Here is an 18443-nt window from a genome sequence, read left to right as displayed (position 1 = left end):
ATGTCCGGCGGTTTCTAACAACTCAATAATTTATCAAAATATGCAATGGTCTTTTTTAACCCCTCCTCCAACTCAACCCGGGGTGTCCAGCCGCCAAGTTTCTCCCAGGCAAGGCTGATGTCGGGCTGACGCTGAATCGGATCATCAGCCGGCAACGAACGGTAAACAATCCGGGAGGAAGATCCGGTTAGTTCAACGACCTTTTGAGCCAGCTCCAGGATGGTAAATTCATTTGGGTTTCCAATGTTTACCGGCCCGGTAAATGAATCGTCGGTTTGCATCGTGCGTACCAAACCTTCAACCAAATCATCAACAAACTGGAAACTCCGGGTTTGTTTGCCGTCGCCAAAAACAGTAATATCCTGTCCTCTCAGCGCCTGCACAATGAAATTGGAAACTACCCGCCCGTCGTCAGGCTCCATGCGGGGTCCGTACGTATTAAAAATGCGCACAATTTTTATCCTGACTTGATTTTGGTTGTGATAATTCACGAATAACGATTCAGCGCAACGTTTTCCCTCATCATAACACGAACGGACCCCGATGGGATTCACATTTCCCCAGTAGCTTTCCGGTTGCGGGTGCAATTCAGGGTCACCGTATACTTCGCTGGTAGATGCCTGAAGAATTTTGGCTTTCACCCGTTTAGCCAGTCCCAGCATATTGATTGCCCCCATGACCGAAGTTTTGATGGTTTTGATAGCATTATACTGATAATGGACCGGCGAAGCCGGGCAAGCCAGGTTATACACTTCATCCACCTCAATATAAAAAGGCATGGTGACATCATGGCGAACCAACTCGAAGTACCGGTGATCCAACAGATGAATGACCTTTGATTTTGATCCGGTAAGAAAATTATCCAGGCAAATTACTTCGTTCCCTTCGTTTAAAAGATGTTCGCAAAGATGGGACCCGATAAAGCCCGCACCGCCTGTCACCAAAATTCGTTTCATTATTTCAGGAAAAATCTTAATTAATCAAAAGTATAAAATAAATCTGTTAGCGGGTTAGTTTAGCAAAAATTAAAAATAGCACTTGGAAATCTTTGAATTAACACGAATTAATTCTAATTTTGCCGCGCATTGGAAAATATAATGTCTAACTTATTAATTAATTGAAAATTAGATGGTAGAAAACAAACAAGAGAACCTTGAAGTACAAGAGGAACTCACACAACAAGAAGAAGTTATAGCAGAACCCAAACAAGTGGTAGCTGCTGCAAACGAGGATTTTGACTGGGATACCCTGGAAACGGAAGACAACGGATTTGCCGGTAAAAAAGAAAACACGTTTGAACAGTTGTACGACAACACACTGAACACCGTTCAGGAAAAAGAAGTACTGGAAGGTACGGTGATCTCGATGAATAAAAGAGAAGTGGTTGTTGATATTGGTTACAAATCTGACGGTATCGTTAGTTTGAATGAGTTCCGTTACAATCCGGAATTAAAAGTTGGCGACCCGGTAGAGGTTTACATTGAAAGCCTTGAAGACAAAAAAGGCCAAATGATTTTATCACACAAAAAAGCGCGTGCCATGCGTTCATGGGATCGTGTTAACGCTGCTCTTGAAAACGATGAAATCATTAAAGGATACATTAAATGTCGTACGAAAGGCGGTATGATCGTTGACGTATTTGGCATCGAAGCATTCTTGCCAGGTTCTCAAATCGACGTGAAACCGATCCGCGATTACGATGTATACGTTGGCAAAACAATGGAATTCAAAGTGGTTAAAATCAACCAGGAGTTCCGCAACGTGGTTGTATCGCATAAAGCTCTTATTGAAGCTGAACTGGAACAACAGAAAAAAGAGATTATCTCCAAACTTGAAAAAGGACAAGTACTCGAAGGTACTGTTAAAAACATTACGTCCTACGGCGTATTTATCGACCTTGGCGGTGTTGACGGATTGATCCACATCACCGATTTAAGCTGGGGCCGTATTTCTCATCCGAACGAAATCGTTGAACTGGATCAAAAACTGAACGTAGTTATCCTCGACTTCGATGACGACAAAAAACGGATCGCTCTTGGTCTGAAACAACTGACTCCTCACCCATGGGATAACCTGGATGCCGAGTTGAAAGTTGGCGACAGCGTGAAAGGGAAAGTGGTTGTCATGGCTGACTACGGTGCATTTGTAGAAATTGCCCCGGGAGTTGAAGGTCTGATCCACGTTTCTGAAATGAGTTGGTCACAACACCTGCGCAGCGCTCAGGACTTCCTGAAAGTTGGCGACGAAATTGAAGCTCAAATCCTGACCCTCGACCGCGACGAACGCAAAATGTCTCTGGGTATTAAACAACTGAGACAAGATCCATGGCAAGATATCGAAGCCCGGTTCGGCCTTGGAACGCAACATACAGCCTCTGTTCGCAACTTCACCAATTTTGGTGTTTTTGTCGAAATTGAAGAAGGAGTTGACGGCTTGATCCACATCTCGGACCTGAGCTGGACGAAAAAAATCAAACACCCCTCAGAATTCACCTCAATTGGTTCTGAAATTGAAGTCGTTGTTCTGGATATCGACAAAGAAAACCGCCGGTTGAGCCTTGGGCACAAACAACTGGAAGAAAACCCATGGGATGTGTTTGAAACAATTTTCTCGGTTGATTCTGTTCACGAAGGAACAGTTGTTGAATTGTTCGACAAAGGAGCTACAATCGCTCTTCCATACGGAGTTGAAGGATTTGCAACACCTCGTCACCTCGTAAAAGAAGACGGTTCGCAAGCCAGCCTGGAAGAAAAACTGGATTTCAAAGTCATCGAGTTCTCAAAATCTGCCAAACGAATCATCCTTTCTCACTCGCGGGTGTTTGAAGATGAGAAAAAAGCAGAAGAAACTGCAACCAAAAAAGCCCAGGTTAAACAAACCAAAAAGGCGGTAAAAGCTGTTAAAGACACCATGGAGAAAACAACCCTGGGCGATATCAGCGAATTGGCTGCATTGAAATCTCAGATGGAAGCTGAGGAAAACAAAGAAAAATAAGCTTGCTTATTCATTGTTCCATCAGAATTTTGTAATTTTCATCTATGGATTTCGAAATTATAAAAAAAGAAGAACACACTGTTATTAAAGTATTGAGCAGCAAGCTGGATACGAATAATGCCCCCGACCTGAAATCAGAATTGGTGGCATTGGGTAACAAAAATGAAAGAAATTTCATTCTGGATGTCAGTCAATGCAGTTATGTTGACTCTTCCGGATTGAGCGCCATTTTGGTTGCCAACCGTTTGTGTGAAGATGCTATCGGTACTTTTATCCTGTCAGGTCTTCAGCCTGATGTTGAGCATTTGATTCGCCTCTCGATGCTTCATACGGTTTTGTTAATCACAGAATCGATTGAAAAAGCGGAAGAATTGTTGAAGCATAAAGGTAATTTATAACCTTTTGCATGCAAATGCCATTTCAATTAACAATTTTGGGAAGTAGCTCAGCAATGCCTACTTCCTCAAGATACCCGACCGCTCAAGTGCTCAATGTGCTTGGGCGGTTTTTTTTAATCGACTGCGGGGAAGGAACGCAACACCAGATACGAAAAAACAAAATTAGCTTCGGAAAACTCAACCACATCCTGATTTCACACCTGCACGGCGACCATTTTTTCGGGCTCATCGGGTTGATTTCTACCTGGATTTTACTGGGAAGAAAAAACGACCTGCACATTTATGCCCATTCTGAACTACAGGAGTATACCCAGTTTCAGCTCAACTTTTTAGGTATAACCGATCCTGGTTTCCGATTGATTTTTCACCCGCTTAATTTCAAACGGGCCCAGGTTATTTATGAAGATGAAAAAATGAGCATCAGCTCCTTCCCGCTAAAACACCGGATTGCCTGCTGCGGTTTTCGATTCGACGAAAAGCCCGCTGCTCCAAATATCCGGAAAGACCAGATCAAATTTTACAGGATTCCGGTTCGCGACATCAAACGGATTAAGGCCGGTGAAGATTTTATATGCGAAGACGGTTCCCTGATCCCAAACAGCCAACTAATCATCACCGCGCACAAGGCGCGATCGTATGCTTACTGTTCCGATACCGCTTATCACGAAAAGATCGTTGAATCCGTCGAAGGCGTCGACCTGCTGTATCACGAAGCCACATTTGCCGAAGACGATAACAAACTGGCCAAAGAGACCTTTCACTCAACCGGATCACAGGCAGCCCGGATCGCCCAAATGGCCCACGCCCGAAAATTGCTTATCGGGCATTTCTCCGCCCGTTACAGAAGACCGGAAATCATTTTGGACGAAGCCCGCTCCATCTTTCCTGAAACTTACGTTGCCGAAGAAAACCAACAGCATGTTATCGCTCGGGAATAAAACTATCCTTCGAAAAATTCTTTATTAAAGTTAACCAGGTATAACTTTTTTACAGGCCGTGTAAATGCCGTATACAGCCAGCGTAAGTATTCTTTGTTCAGCATATCCTCTACCAGGTAGCCTTGATCGACAAACACCGCATCCCACTGCCCCCCCTGCGCTTTATGGCAGGTAACAGCATAGGCAAACTTAACCTGCAGCGCATTAAACCAGGCATTTTCCCGAATCTTCTCCCAACGTTTCTTTTTACTGCGAACATCCTGATAATCTTCGGCCACGGCCTGAAACAAGCGTTGATTCTCGGCCTGCGTCATACTGGCAGATTCCAGACTCAGCGTATCCAAAAATATTTTGCAGTCCACTTCCAGGTCATCGTAATCAATAAACTTCAGACTGACATTGGCAAAGCGAAATCCGTACAATTCTTCCTGTCCGCGAATGGCTTTAATCTCAACGATATCGCCGTTGGCAATAAAATCGAGCTTCTCTTCTTCGCCAAGCCAGTAGTAGTTATTTTTAACCACCATCAGTAAATCGCCAACTGTAATCTCGCTATCCTTGTATAATATCGATGAACGAATCCCCGCATTAAATTTATTTGCCCGCTTGTTCGACCGTGTAATCACCATGGTTTGCTGCTCTCCGAATTTATCGTAACATTCCGAAATTTGCTCAATCAAATCGGCGCCGCCAATCCGGACAATATCGGTAAATCCTTTCGTCTCGATCGGGAAATAACCTGAGTCCGAAAAATTTTCGGAGATCATTTCCCTTAAACCGGTCGCATTGTACAAAATGCCCGAGTCGTGAACCTGCCTGACCACCTCGGTCAACTCGTGTTCAATAACGTCCAGCCCGTAACGTTCGAGTTCTCGGTCATCAAGCGCCGGGCTGATATCCATGCCTACCGGGGGAAGCTGGGCCGTATCGCCAACAAGAACCAGCTTGCAATTTTGTCCTGTGTACACGTACTCGTATAAGTCGTCCAGCAACCGACCCGATCCGAATACCGAACCTTCCGGTGAACTGTTGGAAATCATAGAGGCTTCGTCGACAATAAAGAAACAATTCTTCATCAAGTTCCGGTCGATCACAAAACGGCCCAATCCATCGGCCGAAGTTTGTTGCCGGTATATTTTTTTATGAATGGTATAGGCGTTCTTTCCGGTATACGATGAAAGCACTTTCGCCGCACGACCGGTCGGGGCCAGCAAAACGGCCTGAAACTTGAATTCAGCCAGTGTTTTCACCAGGGCATTGAGCATACTTGTTTTCCCGGTACCGGCATAACCCTTTAATAAAAAGACAGAATCTGTTGAATTTTCGCAGATAAAGGCAGCTAATTTTTCGGTTAGCAAAACCTGTCCGGAAGTAGCCGAAAATCCAAAATTTCCGAGCAGTTGATCTTGTATGTGTTTTTTTAACATGGATACTAATTTAAAAGGAATCCACCGATTGTAATTTAATTTTTTTTATAAATTTGCAAGCAAACAAAAACTAATCTTAAATAATCAAAGATGAAGACAGCAATTCAGATCGCCTTAATTGCCATTGCAATTCTACTCGGATACCTGATATTTAACAGTGTTCAACGACCAATTGAATTCGAGAAAGCAAAAAAAGAAAGATATGACGCGACGGTTCAACGCTTAAAAGAAGTTCGCAAGGCGCAAATGGCCTACAAAGACGTAAATGGAAAATTTACCGGAGATTGGGATACGCTGATTTCCTTTGTCAAACACGAATCTCTTCCTTTGGTCCGCAAGATTGGTATGCTTACTGACAGTATGATTGAAGCCGGATGGACAGAAGAAACCGCCATTAAAAAGGGTCGGATTATCCGCGACACAATTCGTGTCAGCGTTCTCGATACCTTATTCGGCCGTTCGTTCCCGATCGATCAGTTAAAATATGTTCCTGTACAGGATACCATTGTCGAATTTCACCTGGGAGCAACTGTTATCACAACCGGTTCAGGCGTTAAAGTTCCAATATTTGAAGCAAAAGCACATAACAATACCATTCTGAAAAATCTGGATAAACAATTGGTCATTAACCTGAATGACAAAGCACGTACAAACGGAAAATATCCGGGTTTAAAAGTCGGTTCTCTTACTGAAGCAAACAACAATGCCGGTAACTGGGAATAGTATGTTTTATGCAGAAAATTTCGCTCATTGACGAAACATTTGATTTAAATTTTACTTCAGAATATATTCTGTCCATCCAGGTTAGCCTGGATGGATTTTCTTTTTCTATCCTGAATACGGACCAAAACAAGGTGGTTTATCTCTATCATCAGGATATTCTTGCCACCGAACCGGATTTTCAGTATAAGAAACTAAAATCGATTTACAATGAGTTAGACTTATTGGAATTACCATATAAAAAAACCAGACTCTATTTTTCTGTCCCCGAAAAAACCACTCTGGTTCCGGTAAAACTCTTTAAAACAGATACCGCAACCGAATTGTACGGACTCACATTTGGCCTTGACAAGCAAACAGAGGTGCAAAGCAGGTATTTACCCTGTTTAAATGCCTTTGCCGTGTTCGGGATACCGAAATCCGTACTGGCCATTTTGCAGGAGAAACACCCGGGAATTGAAATACAAAATGCCCTCAAATTATCCGCATGTTTTTCTAAAAATGAAAAACAGACATTAAACGTGAGCATTCTCCGAAAACACCTGATGATCCTTTCGGTTCATACCGGTTTGCATTTCTATAACTGTTATTATCACGAAAACGAGAATGATATGCTGTTCTATATCCTTGCTGCCGTTAAAAGCATGGACGAAGAGCCGTCGACCGTAATCCTGGATGGCATGGTGAATAAGCATTCTGAGATTTATCACCGCCTGCGGCAGTATTTTGCCGAGGTGCAGATTGCAGGGCCAAACAAAAACATCCGGTACAGTCATCTGATTGAACGCCTACCTGACGCCCGCTTTGTAAACCTGTTCAATAGTTTTTCATGCGAATAGTAGGTGGACAATATAAAGGGCGACAATTTAGCCCGGGTAAACAGTTTAAAGCCAGGCCAACCACCGATATGGCCAAGGAAAGTCTGTTCAATATTTTACAGAATCAAATCGACTTTGATCAAATTAACGTGTTGGACCTTTTCTCAGGAACCGGCAGTATTTCCTTTGAATTTGCATCGCGGGGGTGCTTGGACATTACCGCCGTTGAAATGAATTTTCAACATCACCGGTTCATCCTGTCTGTTATCGAAAAACTGGGTGAAACACATATTCAGGCACTAAAAGCCAATGTATTCCGCTTTATTGAAACAAGCAACCGAACCTACGATCTTATTTTTGCCGACCCCCCTTACGATCATCAACAATTCAGGGAAATCCCCGCTTTGATACTTGCAAAAAATCTGCTGAAGCCCGGCGGATTGTTCATCCTGGAACACTCAAAAGACTATAACTTTTCGAATTACCCCGAATTCAAAGAACTCCGCCATTACGGGAGTGTCCACTTCTCCTTCTTTCAAAAATAAGTATCCTGATCGCATACCGAAATGCCCGATTGTCTGCAATCGGGAAAGGCCGGAAATGCCAAACAACAGGTTTTAACTTATGCAAATTTCTGTAAATTTATCAGCACAATACAGCACAGCAAACCAATAAATCTTAAATCATGAGAAAACTACTTTTTTTGATCATTTTATCCATTTTTTCGGGCGCAACATTTGCCCAGAGGGATTATCAACCAACAGTTAAAAACCTGGAAAACCGGGAGTGGTTTCAGGATGCCAAGTTTGGCCTGTTTATTCACTGGGGCGTTTATTCGGTCATGGCCGGGGGCGGCGATTATGGCATTGCCGAGTGGATCATGAACCAGAAACAAATTCCCATCCGCCAATATGAAAAGTTGCCCTCATTCTTTAACCCGGTTGATTTCGATCCGGCAGAGTGGGTATCGATGGTAAAGAAAGCCGGCATGAAATACATCACCATCACCAGTAAACATCACGATGGTTTTGCCATGTACGATTCAAAAATAAGCAATTACGATATTGTTGAACGGACCCCATACCGGAAAGACATCATTAAAATGCTGAAAGACGAATGTGATAAACAGGGAATTAAATTGTTCTTCTATTATTCACAGCTCGACTGGCATCACCCCGATTATTATCCGCGCGGAAACACCGGTAAAAATTTCACCGGAAGGCCCGAAAGCGGCGACTGGAACAAATACATCGACTACATGAATGGCCAACTCGCCGAACTGCTGACAAATTACGGCGAAGTTGGCGGAATCTGGTTTGATGGTATGTGGGACCAATGGGACGCCAACTGGCGCCTGGATGAAACGTATGCCCTGATTCATAAACTCCAGCCCGGAGCATTAATTGGCAGTAATCACCATAAAGCGCCTTTCGCCGGCGAAGATTTTCAAATGTTCGAACGCGACCTTCCCGGAGAAAACACGATGGGATTCAACCAAACCGGAACCATCTCCAACCTGCCAATCGAAATGTGCGAGACCATGAATGGCAGTTGGGGCTTTAATATCAAAGACCAGGACTATAAATCGACCAAACAATTAATCCAAACCATGGTGAAAGCAGCCGGACACGGAGCCAATTTCCTGTTAAACACCGGCCCGATGGCCAACGGAAAAATCCAGCCCGAAAATGTCGACACCCTGATGGTGATGGGCAACTGGCTTGCCAAATACGGCGAAACAATCTACGGAACCCGGAAAGGCCCGGTTAAACCAAGCCGGTGGGGAGCGACAACGCAAAAGGGAAATACCATCTACATTCATATCCTTAACCTGGAAGAAGAAAACCTGCTGATACCAAACCTGGAAAAAAAGATTAAATCGGCAACCTTTTTTGACGATGGCTCCAAAGTGACTTTTGAAACAACCAAATTCGGTACCTTACTGCAAATACCCCGTCAGAAACGCCAGAAAGTTGACACCATCATCAAAGTAGAAATTTAATTATCCAAAGCGCCAGTCTGCCGGTTTCGGCAGAAAATTCTCCTGCAATACCTTTAAAATCAAGTATTGCAGGAGAAAATACTCCGTTTAAATGTTTGCGGTTTGAATACGGATAACTATCTTGTGGAAGGAAACGAGAAAGGGGTACATGCAACACAACACCCTGTCGGACAATAACTTTCAAAAACCTGACGACACAAAATCCTGAAACAATCCGTTCAGCAGGGATTGAATTTTCTGTCCTCCTTTTTCTCGCCCCTTAAACAAAAAGTTCAGACCAACATGAAGGCGGAAATCATTACCATAGGAGACGAAATCCTGATTGGCCAAATTATTGATACAAACTCGGCCTGGATGAGCGAGCAGCTCAACCTGCACGGCATTGAAGTGTATCAGATCACCTCGGTTCACGACGACCATAAACATATCTTGCAAGCCCTCGCCGATGCCGGGGACAGGGTCGACCTGGTACTGATCACCGGCGGATTGGGACCAACAAAGGACGACATCACAAAAAAAGTTCTTTGCGATTATTTTGATTGCGACCTGATTGTGAATGAGCAGGTACTGCAACATGTCACCAATATGCTCTCAAGCCGGAACATCGCGGTCAACCGGTTAAACAAAGACCAGGCCCTGGTCCCGGAGAAATGCACCGTACTTCACAACGCATTGGGAACAGCGCCGGGGATGTGGTTTGAAAAAAATGAGACTATTTTTGTTTCCATGCCGGGCGTACCTTTTGAAATGGAAGGACTAATGCGGGATGAAGTATTGCCCCGGCTACGCGAAAACGGGAAAGCAAAATCCATCTGGCATCAAAATGTCCTCGTTTACGGAATCCCGGAATCCATGCTGGCCGAAAAAATTGAACAATGGGAACTGGCGCTTCCGGCCCACATCAAACTGGCCTATCTGCCCAACCAGTTAATGATCCGGTTGCGGCTGAGTGCATACGGCGCTGATCCTGTATTATTAAAAGAAGACGTGGAACGTCAGATCACAGCCTTGGAGAAAATCATCCCGGAACATATTTTCGGCTACAATGGCGATACAATGGCCGGGGTTACCGGCAAACTGCTGGTTCGCAACAGGGCAACAGTGGCTGTAGCCGAGAGTTGTACAGGTGGAAACATCGCACATCTGTTCACTCAAAACCCGGGCAGTTCGGCCTATTTTAAAGGCGCCGTGGTCGCTTATGCCAATGAGACAAAAACAGCCATCCTGGGGGTAAAAAATGAGACCTTGGTCGCATACGGGGCTGTCAGCAAAGAAGTGGCGCTGGAGATGGCCGAAGGGGTAAAAAAAGCCCTTCAGACCGATTATGCTATTGCAACCACCGGCATTGCAGGTCCTGACGGCGGAACGGATGAAAAACCGGTGGGCACCGTTTGGATCGCCGTTTCTGGAAAATATAACACCCTGGTTGAGCGTTATACTTTTGCACACAATCGTGAACGAAATATTTTACGTTCGTCGCAAACGGCTATTAATATGCTAAGACAACACATTCTTACTGAAAATACGGAAACAATATGAAGAAAATTGGAATCATCATCGCAGCTATCCTGCTGACACTTTTCGCAGCAGCCATTGCCATCCCCGTCTTTTTTAAAGGACCGTTGATGGAAAAAGTGAAACAAACCATAAATAAAAATGTCAATGCCCAGGTTGATTTTTCTGATTTCAACCTGAGTTTAATCAAAAATTTCCCAAAAGTTCAGGCCGAGATCAAGGGACTGACGGTTATTGGCAACGGGCAGTTCTCAAACGATACGCTGGTTTATATCGGATCGATTGCTACCAAACTGTCGTTAGCCGATTTGTTTAAAAACGAAGGTTTAAAAATCTCCAGCCTGAGCGTGAACAAAGCCATCGTTAACCTGCTGTCGACCACCGACGGCGCCGTAAACTGGGACATCGCCGTCGCCGATGAAACAGCCCCGGACGAAACAGATGAAGAGGAAAGCGACCTGGTTATTTCCTTACAGGAAATCATTGTCCGCGACCTAAGCCTGAATTATAAAGACGAATCGTCAACGACTCTGGTTCGCCTGCTGAATGCCGACATTGATGCCGGAGGAGAAGTAGAAGGTACCGTTACCCGGTTTACGCTGGATGGCAAAATCGGCGAATTTATCCTGGAATACGATTCCGTGCAGTACATTGCCAACACCGTACTGAAAGCAAAAAGCGAACTGACGGCTGATTACGACAAAATGATTTTCACCTTCGGACAATCGACCCTCTACCTGAATGAACTCCCCCTTGATGTAAGCGGCCGATTCGAAATGCCGTCGGACAGCATGTATTTCGACATTCAGTTTAAACAACCGAAAAGCGATTTTGAAACCCTGCTGGCAATGGTTCCTAAAAGTTATCAAAGCTACCTCGAACAGATCAAGACTTCGGGTGAAGCCGGTTTTGAAGGCGAAATTAAAGGCTGGTTTTACGAAGAAGATTATCCTGAAATCAATACCCGGATGTACATCAAAAACGCATCGCTGCAATATGCCGGCGCACCCGAAAAAATTGAACAGATCAACCTGGAAAGCAGCATCAGCAAACCCCAGGGCGATCTCGACCTGCTAAGCATTCATGTTTCAGAAGCGCAGGCTAAAATCAGGGAAAATCCGGTAAACATGAAGCTTATCCTCACACACCCCATGACCGACCCGGAATTCGACGCTTCCTTCAACGGAAAAATCGATTTTACCCGACTGGCCGACGTCATCCCGATGGACAGCATTGAATTAAAAGGTTTTATGGACGGACAACTGGCCGTAAAAGGAAAAATGTCGGCCATTGAGAAACAGGACTATACTCAAATTTCATCGAGCGGTGTATTCAATTTCCGCGATTTTCTGATCAATACCCCGCAAATCACCCGTCCGGTTGAAATCAGTTCCGGCTCCGTTCGGATCAACAACGCAGAAATCAACTTAACCTCGCTGGCCGCTAAAACCGGGCAAAGTGATTTTCAGCTCACCGGGAAGTTAAGTAACTACCTGCCGTATTTCTTATTGAATAAAACCTTGCAGGGCGACTTCAACCTGAAGTCAAATTACATGAACTTTGACGAACTGGCCGGCTTAATGGCCGACTCGGGAGAACCAACCGCGGTTGCCGACAGCATGGTGGCTTTCCAGGTTCCGGGTAACCTTGATCTGGTATTCCGCTCCCAAATTAACCGGGCCAGCTTCGACCGGATGGAAATTAAGAATATCGACGGTTTGATCCGGGTGAAGAACCAGGTGCTGGAACTTCAAAAACTGAACATGGAAATGCTTCAGGGCCAACTAACGGTGGACGGCTCGTATAAAAGCAATCCTGAAAATAAACCAGAGTTCGACTTTAACCTGGCGATCAATTCCTTCCAGATTCCGGCTGCCTACCAGTCGTTCAGCATGATGCAACGCTACATGCCCATTGCTTCACGCAGCCAGGGCGATATCTCGTCGAAAATCAAATTTAAAGGTCAATTTGATGAGAAGCTGAATATCATCGCCTCTTCCTTAAACGGAAACGGGTTTCTGAATACCCAGAACCTGCAAATTTTGGATTCGCCTACCTTTGATCAGATCCGGAACTTCATTAAAAAAGAAAAGTTGAAAAACGTGAAGATCGATGACTTCACGGCTCATTTCCAGCTCGAAAACGGGAATGTGTCGATGAACCCGTTCCAAACACGAATTGCCGACCAGGATGTTTCCATCCACGGGAACGTATCGGTGAACCGCATCTTGAGCCTGAATATGGATTTTAAAGTGAATAAAGATGATTTGAGCGGCGACATTGAAAAAGCGCTTGGTTTCCTTCCCGGCTCCGAAAACATCAAAATACTGGACGTTTCCGTCCTGGTCAAAGGAGAACTGACGAAACCCGAAGTTTCGCTGGACCTGAGCAAAGCCCGTCAGCAAATTACCGACGAAGTGAAAAAATCGACCAAAGAACAACTGAACAAGTCGGTTAAAAAAGTGGGCGACGAACTGAAAAAACTATTCAATTAACTATTAATCGCAATGAGGCGTCTAAAAAATCTTGGATCAGGTCATCCCGAACTTGTTTCGGGATCTCAATATCCTAAAGTAAACTATGGGTAACGAATAGAGAAAACCTCAAGATTTTTTAGACAGCCTTATTTAAATCATTATTCATGACGAAAATATTTACCCTACTGCTTCTCGCGGCAGCCATGTGTACGTGTGCTCAATCCTCAAAAAAAAGTAAAGAACCCAAATTCTCAGGTAACCCGCTTTTCGAAGGCTGGTATGCCGATCCTGAAGTGGCCGTTCTTGACGGGCGTTATTGGATTTTCCCAACCTTCTCGGCCAAATACGAAGATCAGGTGTTTCTGGACGCCTTTTCCTCCGAAGATTTGGTCAACTGGACAAAACACGAAAAAGTGATTGACACCACAGTTGTAAAATGGGTCAACAAAGCCATGTGGGCGCCTTCGGTAATTGAAAAAGACGGCAAATATTACCTGTTCTTTGCCGGGAACGACATTCAAAACGAAACAGGTCCGCTGTACAATGCCGAGTTGGGTGAAAAGAACAAACAAGGTGGCATCGGTGTTTGCGTGGCCGAGCGGCCCGAAGGCCCTTATACCGATCTATTGGGTGAGCCGCTGATCAGTGCATTCTACCATGGCGCCCAACCCATCGACCAGTATGTTTTCAAAGCGCTTGACGGTAACTACTATATTGTTTACGGCGGCTGGGGGCATTGTAACATTGCCCGGATCAGCGACGATTTTAAAACCATTATTCCTTTTGAGGACGGTAAACCGGTCAAAGAAATTACGCCGAAAGGTTACGTGGAAGGACCAACCTTTTTTATCCGAAACGGCCGCTACTATTTTATGTGGTCGGAAGGAGGCTGGGGCAATGCCAGCTACAAAGTTGCCTATGCCATCGCCGATAGTCCCTTTGGCCCGTTTGAACGCCTGGCAACCATTCTGGAGCAGGATCCGGATATTGCCACCGGCGCCGGTCATCATTCCGTACTCCATATTCCCGGCACCGACGAATGGTATATGGTTTACCATCGCCGTCCCATCCCGAACCTCGATCGCGATCACCGTGTGGTTTGCATCGACCGGATGTTCTTTGATGAAGATGGTACCATCAAGCCGGTAAAAATGACCTTCGAAGGCGTTCAGGCCCGAAAACTAACTGATTGACCGAAAGGAAAACCGCGCAATCTCCGGTTTTAGAAATCCGATCGGTAGCAACTGAATCTTGCCGGTAGCTAAAAATTGAACTTCGTGAGAAGCAGCAATATAAGCTACAGGTAAGGCTCTGTTGACAATTAATAACAAAAAACAATCGAAAAACCTGCTTCTTTTAAACCGGATTTAACTATTTTTGTCCCGCTAATTGCAAAAAATATCAAATGGACGAAGGCCCTTATCATAAGAAAACGAAATTATTAACCTCACTGTAGGCGGCCTACCCCTCTGCCTCCTGCAGGTAAAATACAAGGAGGCAAAATCATGCTAAAAATCTTTAAAAGCTTTGGCGGATATGTAGAAATTCCGCAGGCAGAAAAAGGATGTTGGATCAATGTAGTTCAACCTTCTCAGGACGAGATCAACCGGTTACACGACGAATTCCGGGTTCCTCTGGATTTAATTCAGGACATCATGGACGTGGATGAACGTCCCCGGTATGAAGTCGACGACGACTGGTCGCTGATCATCCTGCGGATTCCGGTTGAAAGTCTCAACAACGGCGTGCCTTATTCAACCCTGCCCCTGGGAGTCATCATGCTCAACCAGGTGACGATCACCCTGTGTTCGACCCCGAATGAGGTGTTGCCGGCAGAACAACCGGCGCTGTACCGCGGACAAAACCACCTGATCCATGATGAGCTGAACTTCATCATCAAGCTGTTTTTGCGCTCGGGAAGTACCTTTTCCCAGTATCTGAAACAAATTAACCAGCAAACTAACCAGATTGAAAACGAGCTGGAGAAATCCATCCGGAACAAAGAACTGAACAAGTTGCTGAAAATGGAGAAATGCCTGGTGTATTTTATTACCTCGTTGAAGGCCAACGAAATTGTATTGGCTAAGCTCCGTAATTCATTTAAGCGAAACCTGACGGAAGTAAATGAGGATTTGCTGGAGGATGCCATCATCGAAAATAAACAGGCGCTGGAAATTTCGCAGATTTATTCCGACATCCAAAGTGGCATGATGGACGCTTTTGCATCGGTCATCTCCAATAACATGAACGTGGTGATGAAACAGCTGACTTCCATTTCCATTATCCTGATGATCCCGACCCTGATCGCCAGTTTATACGGGATGAACGTACCCAATCACATGGAAAATTCCTATTGGGCTTTTCCCCTGATCCTGGTTATCTCGTTCGCAATGTCAATTCTGGGTATTTTTATTTTCCGTAAGAAAGATCTGTTCTGAAAAACAACGCTGATATCTGTAAAAAAGCAGAATGGCTTCCCGTAGGTTTGCCATTCTGCTTTTTTACAGCGGGTTAATCTGATTTTCACCTCCTTTTACCCGCAACAGGTAACGGGTTTCAAGTTTCAGTTTCCGGGTTTTGGGGTTTAAAAATTTCAGCGACATGCGCGACAGGCTTCGGTGATATAAGACCTTCACGGTATCTACCTTCACATTCATTTCCTCCAACTCTTCAAGTCCTTCCGGGCCGGTGTACAACCAATCGTTAACCGCCGGCGGATCTTCCATATAATCTTTGGGCGTAACCAGGTACCGCCCGTAATTTTTGGAATAAAAGAAAATTTCCCAGTACCGGCCCTCTTCGGTGTAAATGTGAAGCTCCTCTTTACCACTGGTTTCTTCGTTAAATGCACGGACAGCCGCAAAAGGAGAATGGTACTTTCCCATGTTCGGAAGAATACTTGTGTTTAAAATGAAAAGCAGAGCCGAACCGGAAACAAGCAAATAAGCCAGTTGCTTGTTCAGGCTGTTTTTCCAGCTTAAGGTGTAAATAAAAGCTCCTGCCAGGATAAACAAAACTGCCCATATCCATATTTTGCTTTCCTGAAAAAAATACGTTATAAACGGAACAATCATCAGGAATAACAGAAATGCAATCACCAGATGAACATACCCGACCACCTTTTTCAATGGCTCAAAGGCCGGTTGTTCAAAGATCAGAAAGGCCCACCGTGCTCCCAAAATCAAGATCAACGGCAATACAGCCATTTCGTAATGCGGATTCTGCTGTTTGGCTACCGAAGCAATAAGTAAATACACCAGGATTCCTCCCAGCGTAAAGAATTCATCCTCCCCGGTAAAATTCAGCCTTCGTTTTACCTTTTCGCGAATTTGCATAAACAAGCCCACAAAACCAAAAACGGCCCAGGGAGCAATCATATACAAAGTGGTATGAAGGTAAAAGAACGGATCGTTGTGGCTTCCGTGATAACTTCCGGTAATGCGCCCCATGTTATTGGTCCAGAAGTAAAATTTGATCCCCTCAGCCCCAAATTGTTTGTACAAGCCCCAGATTGCAGGCAAAATTAACAAGGCCACAATCGGAACAGCCACCAACCAGCGATAATTGAAAATCGCTTTAAAATTTCGGGTTAACAACAGGTGCAAACCCACTGCCGCACCCGGAATCACCATTCCAACAGGACCTTTATCCAGCATCGCCAAACCCACGAAAACCGTTCCCAGGTAGAAGTGGTATTCTTTTTTCTTTTTGAAATAAGCCGCGTATTGCCAGATCGACAGCATAACCGGCACGACCAAAAGCGTATCGGTATGAATATCATTATGAAAATGAACATATCCCAAACAAGTGGCCCAAAAGAAGGCAGCAAGGGTACCGGTGCGTTTATCGTACAACAATTCGCCCAGTTTAAAGGTCGCGTAAACACCGATCAGCGAAAACAGGAGAATGACCAGCTTGTAAGCTATCCCCGAAATGCCAAAAAGTTTAAATGTAACGGCGGCAATCCAGAACAAAAGCGGAGGTTTCTGATCGTAGGCCTCGCCGCCAACAGTCAGGTTTATCCAATCGTGACTATCCAGGATTTCACGTCCCACCTGGGCATACTTCGCGGCATTTACAATCATCGGCACAAATAAGCCGGACACATTGACCAATAGGTATAAACCAACAGCCACAACTAACCAAACTAACTTTTTCATTCTCTGAATTCTATTTGATAAAATCGTTGCAAATCTACATCTTCCGGCAAAATAAAACGCTCTTAATCACGAAAAGATTGCATCAAAAATCCGCATATTTTATCACCTGAACAAAACAGCCTGATTATACTGCAAATACCCGACAGAATTGCCGGGATACATTTTTTAATATTATTTTTACGCGCTGTAATAAAAATGCAGCATATTTGAAACGTGTATACAAAACAATAGCAGAATTTAAACACAGAAACAACACATTATGAATGTAAAAAAACTAATTACAGCAACTGAAATTATTTTATGCGCCGGCCTGTTCGCCTTCACCGGATATGGCATGTACCTGGGGAGACATGGACAAGAAGCCTTTGACCCCTTTGTGCAGGAAGACGGACAGGTAGAAAATTTAACAGCGCTCTTCCTGTTTGGAGCCAGTATGGTTAGCCTGTTCCGGGTATTTGAATACCGGAAAATGAAAACGCCTTTATGGGTATTTAGCGCGGCTTTTCTCGCATTTTTGTTCTTTTTTGCCGCAGGCGAAGAAATCAGTTGGGGACAACGGATTTTTAACATTGAAAGCAGCGACTTTTTTCTGGAAAACAACAAACAGGCCGAAACCAATCTGCACAACCTGGTTGTCGGAGGAAAAAATCTGAACAAGCTGATTTTTTCTCAGTTGATGTTTATCATCCTGATCATTTACTTTGTTTTTTCGCGCCTGATTATCTGGAAAATCCCAGTCACCCGAAACCTGGTCAACAAGTTTAGAATACCGCTGCCAAAAACTCAGCATATTGTTGTCATGCTGATTGTTACCCTCATGATCCTGAGCATTGGACTGGTCAAAGAAAGTGAGTTGCACGAATTATCATTCGCCTTTGTCTTTTTCCTGATCTTTCTGAACCCGGCAAAAACCGATCGTGAATAAGTGATCACCGGATATAAAATAAAAAGTCACCACAGCCTGACTGCCTGGTGACTTTTTGTTTTGCCGAAG

Annotated in this window: 15 protein-coding genes; 12 read left to right on the top strand and 3 right to left on the bottom strand. The window is 44.4% G+C overall.

From position 1 onward, the window contains the following. Positions 1-14 precede the first annotated feature (14 nt). Positions 15-956 (bottom strand): UDP-glucuronic acid decarboxylase family protein, encoded by a 942-nt coding sequence (locus AC6H3C_RS10500; protein WP_497520722.1) that lies wholly within the window; start codon positions 954-956, stop codon positions 15-17. A gap of 172 nt (positions 957-1128) precedes the next feature. On the opposite strand from AC6H3C_RS10500, the gene rpsA reads away from it, so the two are divergent. Genes rpsA through AC6H3C_RS10485 form a run of 3 tightly spaced genes read left to right on the top strand, consistent with a single transcriptional unit; the run spans position 1129 to position 4330 of the window. Continuing rightward, positions 1129-2994, top strand: coding sequence for a 30S ribosomal protein S1 (gene rpsA, locus AC6H3C_RS10495; protein WP_497520721.1), 1866 nt, complete (start codon positions 1129-1131; stop codon positions 2992-2994). Positions 2995-3038: 44 nt separating this feature from the next. Then, positions 3039-3392: an STAS domain-containing protein gene (locus AC6H3C_RS10490; RefSeq protein WP_497520720.1), complete on the top strand. Its 354-nt coding sequence runs from the start codon at positions 3039-3041 to the stop codon at positions 3390-3392. Positions 3393-3406: 14 nt separating this feature from the next. Beyond that, positions 3407-4330, top strand: coding sequence for a ribonuclease Z (locus AC6H3C_RS10485; protein WP_497520719.1), 924 nt, complete (start codon positions 3407-3409; stop codon positions 4328-4330). A gap of 2 nt (positions 4331-4332) precedes the next feature. Here AC6H3C_RS10485 and AC6H3C_RS10480 read toward each other — a convergent pair whose 3' ends face one another. Next, positions 4333-5757 carry an ATP-dependent DNA helicase gene (locus AC6H3C_RS10480; RefSeq protein ID WP_497520718.1) on the bottom strand — a complete coding sequence of 475 codons (1425 nt, stop codon included), beginning with the start codon at positions 5755-5757 and terminating at the stop codon, positions 4333-4335. A gap of 90 nt (positions 5758-5847) precedes the next feature. On the opposite strand from AC6H3C_RS10480, the gene AC6H3C_RS10475 reads away from it, so the two are divergent. The 8 genes from AC6H3C_RS10475 to AC6H3C_RS10440 all read left to right on the top strand — a co-directional run bounded on the left by AC6H3C_RS10475 (position 5848) and on the right by AC6H3C_RS10440 (position 15727). After that, positions 5848-6480, top strand: a complete 633-nt coding sequence (locus AC6H3C_RS10475; RefSeq protein ID WP_497520717.1) for a hypothetical protein — start codon at positions 5848-5850, stop codon at positions 6478-6480. Between the two features lie 8 nt (positions 6481-6488). After that, positions 6489-7316 carry a DUF3822 family protein gene (locus tag AC6H3C_RS10470; protein ID WP_497520716.1) on the top strand — a complete coding sequence of 276 codons (828 nt, stop codon included), beginning with the start codon at positions 6489-6491 and terminating at the stop codon, positions 7314-7316. Continuing rightward, a complete protein-coding gene (locus AC6H3C_RS10465) occupies positions 7307-7840 on the top strand; it encodes an RsmD family RNA methyltransferase (protein ID WP_497520715.1) in 534 nt (177 codons plus the stop codon). Before AC6H3C_RS10470 ends, AC6H3C_RS10465 begins: the two co-directional genes overlap by 10 nt. 140 nt (positions 7841-7980) lie before the next feature. After that, positions 7981-9297, top strand: coding sequence for an alpha-L-fucosidase (locus tag AC6H3C_RS10460; RefSeq protein ID WP_497520714.1), 1317 nt, complete (start codon positions 7981-7983; stop codon positions 9295-9297). Between the two features lie 282 nt (positions 9298-9579). Further along, positions 9580-10836 carry a competence/damage-inducible protein A gene (locus tag AC6H3C_RS10455; RefSeq protein WP_497520713.1) on the top strand — a complete coding sequence of 419 codons (1257 nt, stop codon included), beginning with the start codon at positions 9580-9582 and terminating at the stop codon, positions 10834-10836. Continuing rightward, positions 10833-13307 carry an AsmA family protein gene (locus AC6H3C_RS10450; RefSeq protein WP_497520712.1) on the top strand — a complete coding sequence of 825 codons (2475 nt, stop codon included), beginning with the start codon at positions 10833-10835 and terminating at the stop codon, positions 13305-13307. The genes AC6H3C_RS10455 and AC6H3C_RS10450 overlap by 4 nt, the downstream gene beginning before the upstream one ends. 146 nt (positions 13308-13453) lie before the next feature. Then, positions 13454-14482 carry a glycoside hydrolase family 43 protein gene (locus AC6H3C_RS10445; RefSeq protein ID WP_497520711.1) on the top strand — a complete coding sequence of 343 codons (1029 nt, stop codon included), beginning with the start codon at positions 13454-13456 and terminating at the stop codon, positions 14480-14482. A gap of 312 nt (positions 14483-14794) precedes the next feature. Next, entirely contained in the window at positions 14795-15727 is a 933-nt protein-coding gene (locus AC6H3C_RS10440; RefSeq protein ID WP_497520710.1) for a magnesium transporter CorA family protein, read from the top strand. A gap of 63 nt (positions 15728-15790) precedes the next feature. On the opposite strand, the gene AC6H3C_RS10435 is transcribed toward AC6H3C_RS10440, so the two are convergent. Then, positions 15791-17449, bottom strand: coding sequence for an ArnT family glycosyltransferase (locus AC6H3C_RS10435; protein WP_497520709.1), 1659 nt, complete (start codon positions 17447-17449; stop codon positions 15791-15793). 259 nt (positions 17450-17708) lie between these two features. On the opposite strand from AC6H3C_RS10435, the gene AC6H3C_RS10430 reads away from it, so the two are divergent. After that, positions 17709-18374 carry a hypothetical protein gene (locus tag AC6H3C_RS10430; protein WP_497520708.1) on the top strand — a complete coding sequence of 222 codons (666 nt, stop codon included), beginning with the start codon at positions 17709-17711 and terminating at the stop codon, positions 18372-18374. The last annotated feature ends 69 nt before the right edge of the window (positions 18375-18443 follow it).

It is taken from the genome of Gaoshiqia sp. US2, assembly GCF_059705485.1.
This window is presented reverse-complemented; position numbering and strand designations above follow the sequence as displayed.

Coding starts and splice junctions, on each gene's coding strand:
- AC6H3C_RS10460 (WP_497520714.1), top strand. CDS start 7,981: ATGAGAAAACTACTTTTTTTGATCATTTTATCCATTTTTTCGGGCGCA.
- AC6H3C_RS10480 (WP_497520718.1), bottom strand. CDS start 5,757: ATGTTAAAAAAACACATACAAGATCAACTGCTCGGAAATTTTGGATTT.
- AC6H3C_RS10470 (WP_497520716.1), top strand. CDS start 6,489: ATGCAGAAAATTTCGCTCATTGACGAAACATTTGATTTAAATTTTACT.
- AC6H3C_RS10430 (WP_497520708.1), top strand. CDS start 17,709: ATGAATGTAAAAAAACTAATTACAGCAACTGAAATTATTTTATGCGCC.
- AC6H3C_RS10500 (WP_497520722.1), bottom strand. CDS start 956: ATGAAACGAATTTTGGTGACAGGCGGTGCGGGCTTTATCGGGTCCCAT.
- AC6H3C_RS10490 (WP_497520720.1), top strand. CDS start 3,039: ATGGATTTCGAAATTATAAAAAAAGAAGAACACACTGTTATTAAAGTA.
- AC6H3C_RS10450 (WP_497520712.1), top strand. CDS start 10,833: ATGAAGAAAATTGGAATCATCATCGCAGCTATCCTGCTGACACTTTTC.
- AC6H3C_RS10475 (WP_497520717.1), top strand. CDS start 5,848: ATGAAGACAGCAATTCAGATCGCCTTAATTGCCATTGCAATTCTACTC.
- AC6H3C_RS10445 (WP_497520711.1), top strand. CDS start 13,454: ATGACGAAAATATTTACCCTACTGCTTCTCGCGGCAGCCATGTGTACG.
- AC6H3C_RS10485 (WP_497520719.1), top strand. CDS start 3,407: ATGCCATTTCAATTAACAATTTTGGGAAGTAGCTCAGCAATGCCTACT.
- AC6H3C_RS10465 (WP_497520715.1), top strand. CDS start 7,307: ATGCGAATAGTAGGTGGACAATATAAAGGGCGACAATTTAGCCCGGGT.
- rpsA (WP_497520721.1), top strand. CDS start 1,129: ATGGTAGAAAACAAACAAGAGAACCTTGAAGTACAAGAGGAACTCACA.
- AC6H3C_RS10435 (WP_497520709.1), bottom strand. CDS start 17,449: ATGAAAAAGTTAGTTTGGTTAGTTGTGGCTGTTGGTTTATACCTATTG.
- AC6H3C_RS10440 (WP_497520710.1), top strand. CDS start 14,795: ATGCTAAAAATCTTTAAAAGCTTTGGCGGATATGTAGAAATTCCGCAG.
- AC6H3C_RS10455 (WP_497520713.1), top strand. CDS start 9,580: ATGAAGGCGGAAATCATTACCATAGGAGACGAAATCCTGATTGGCCAA.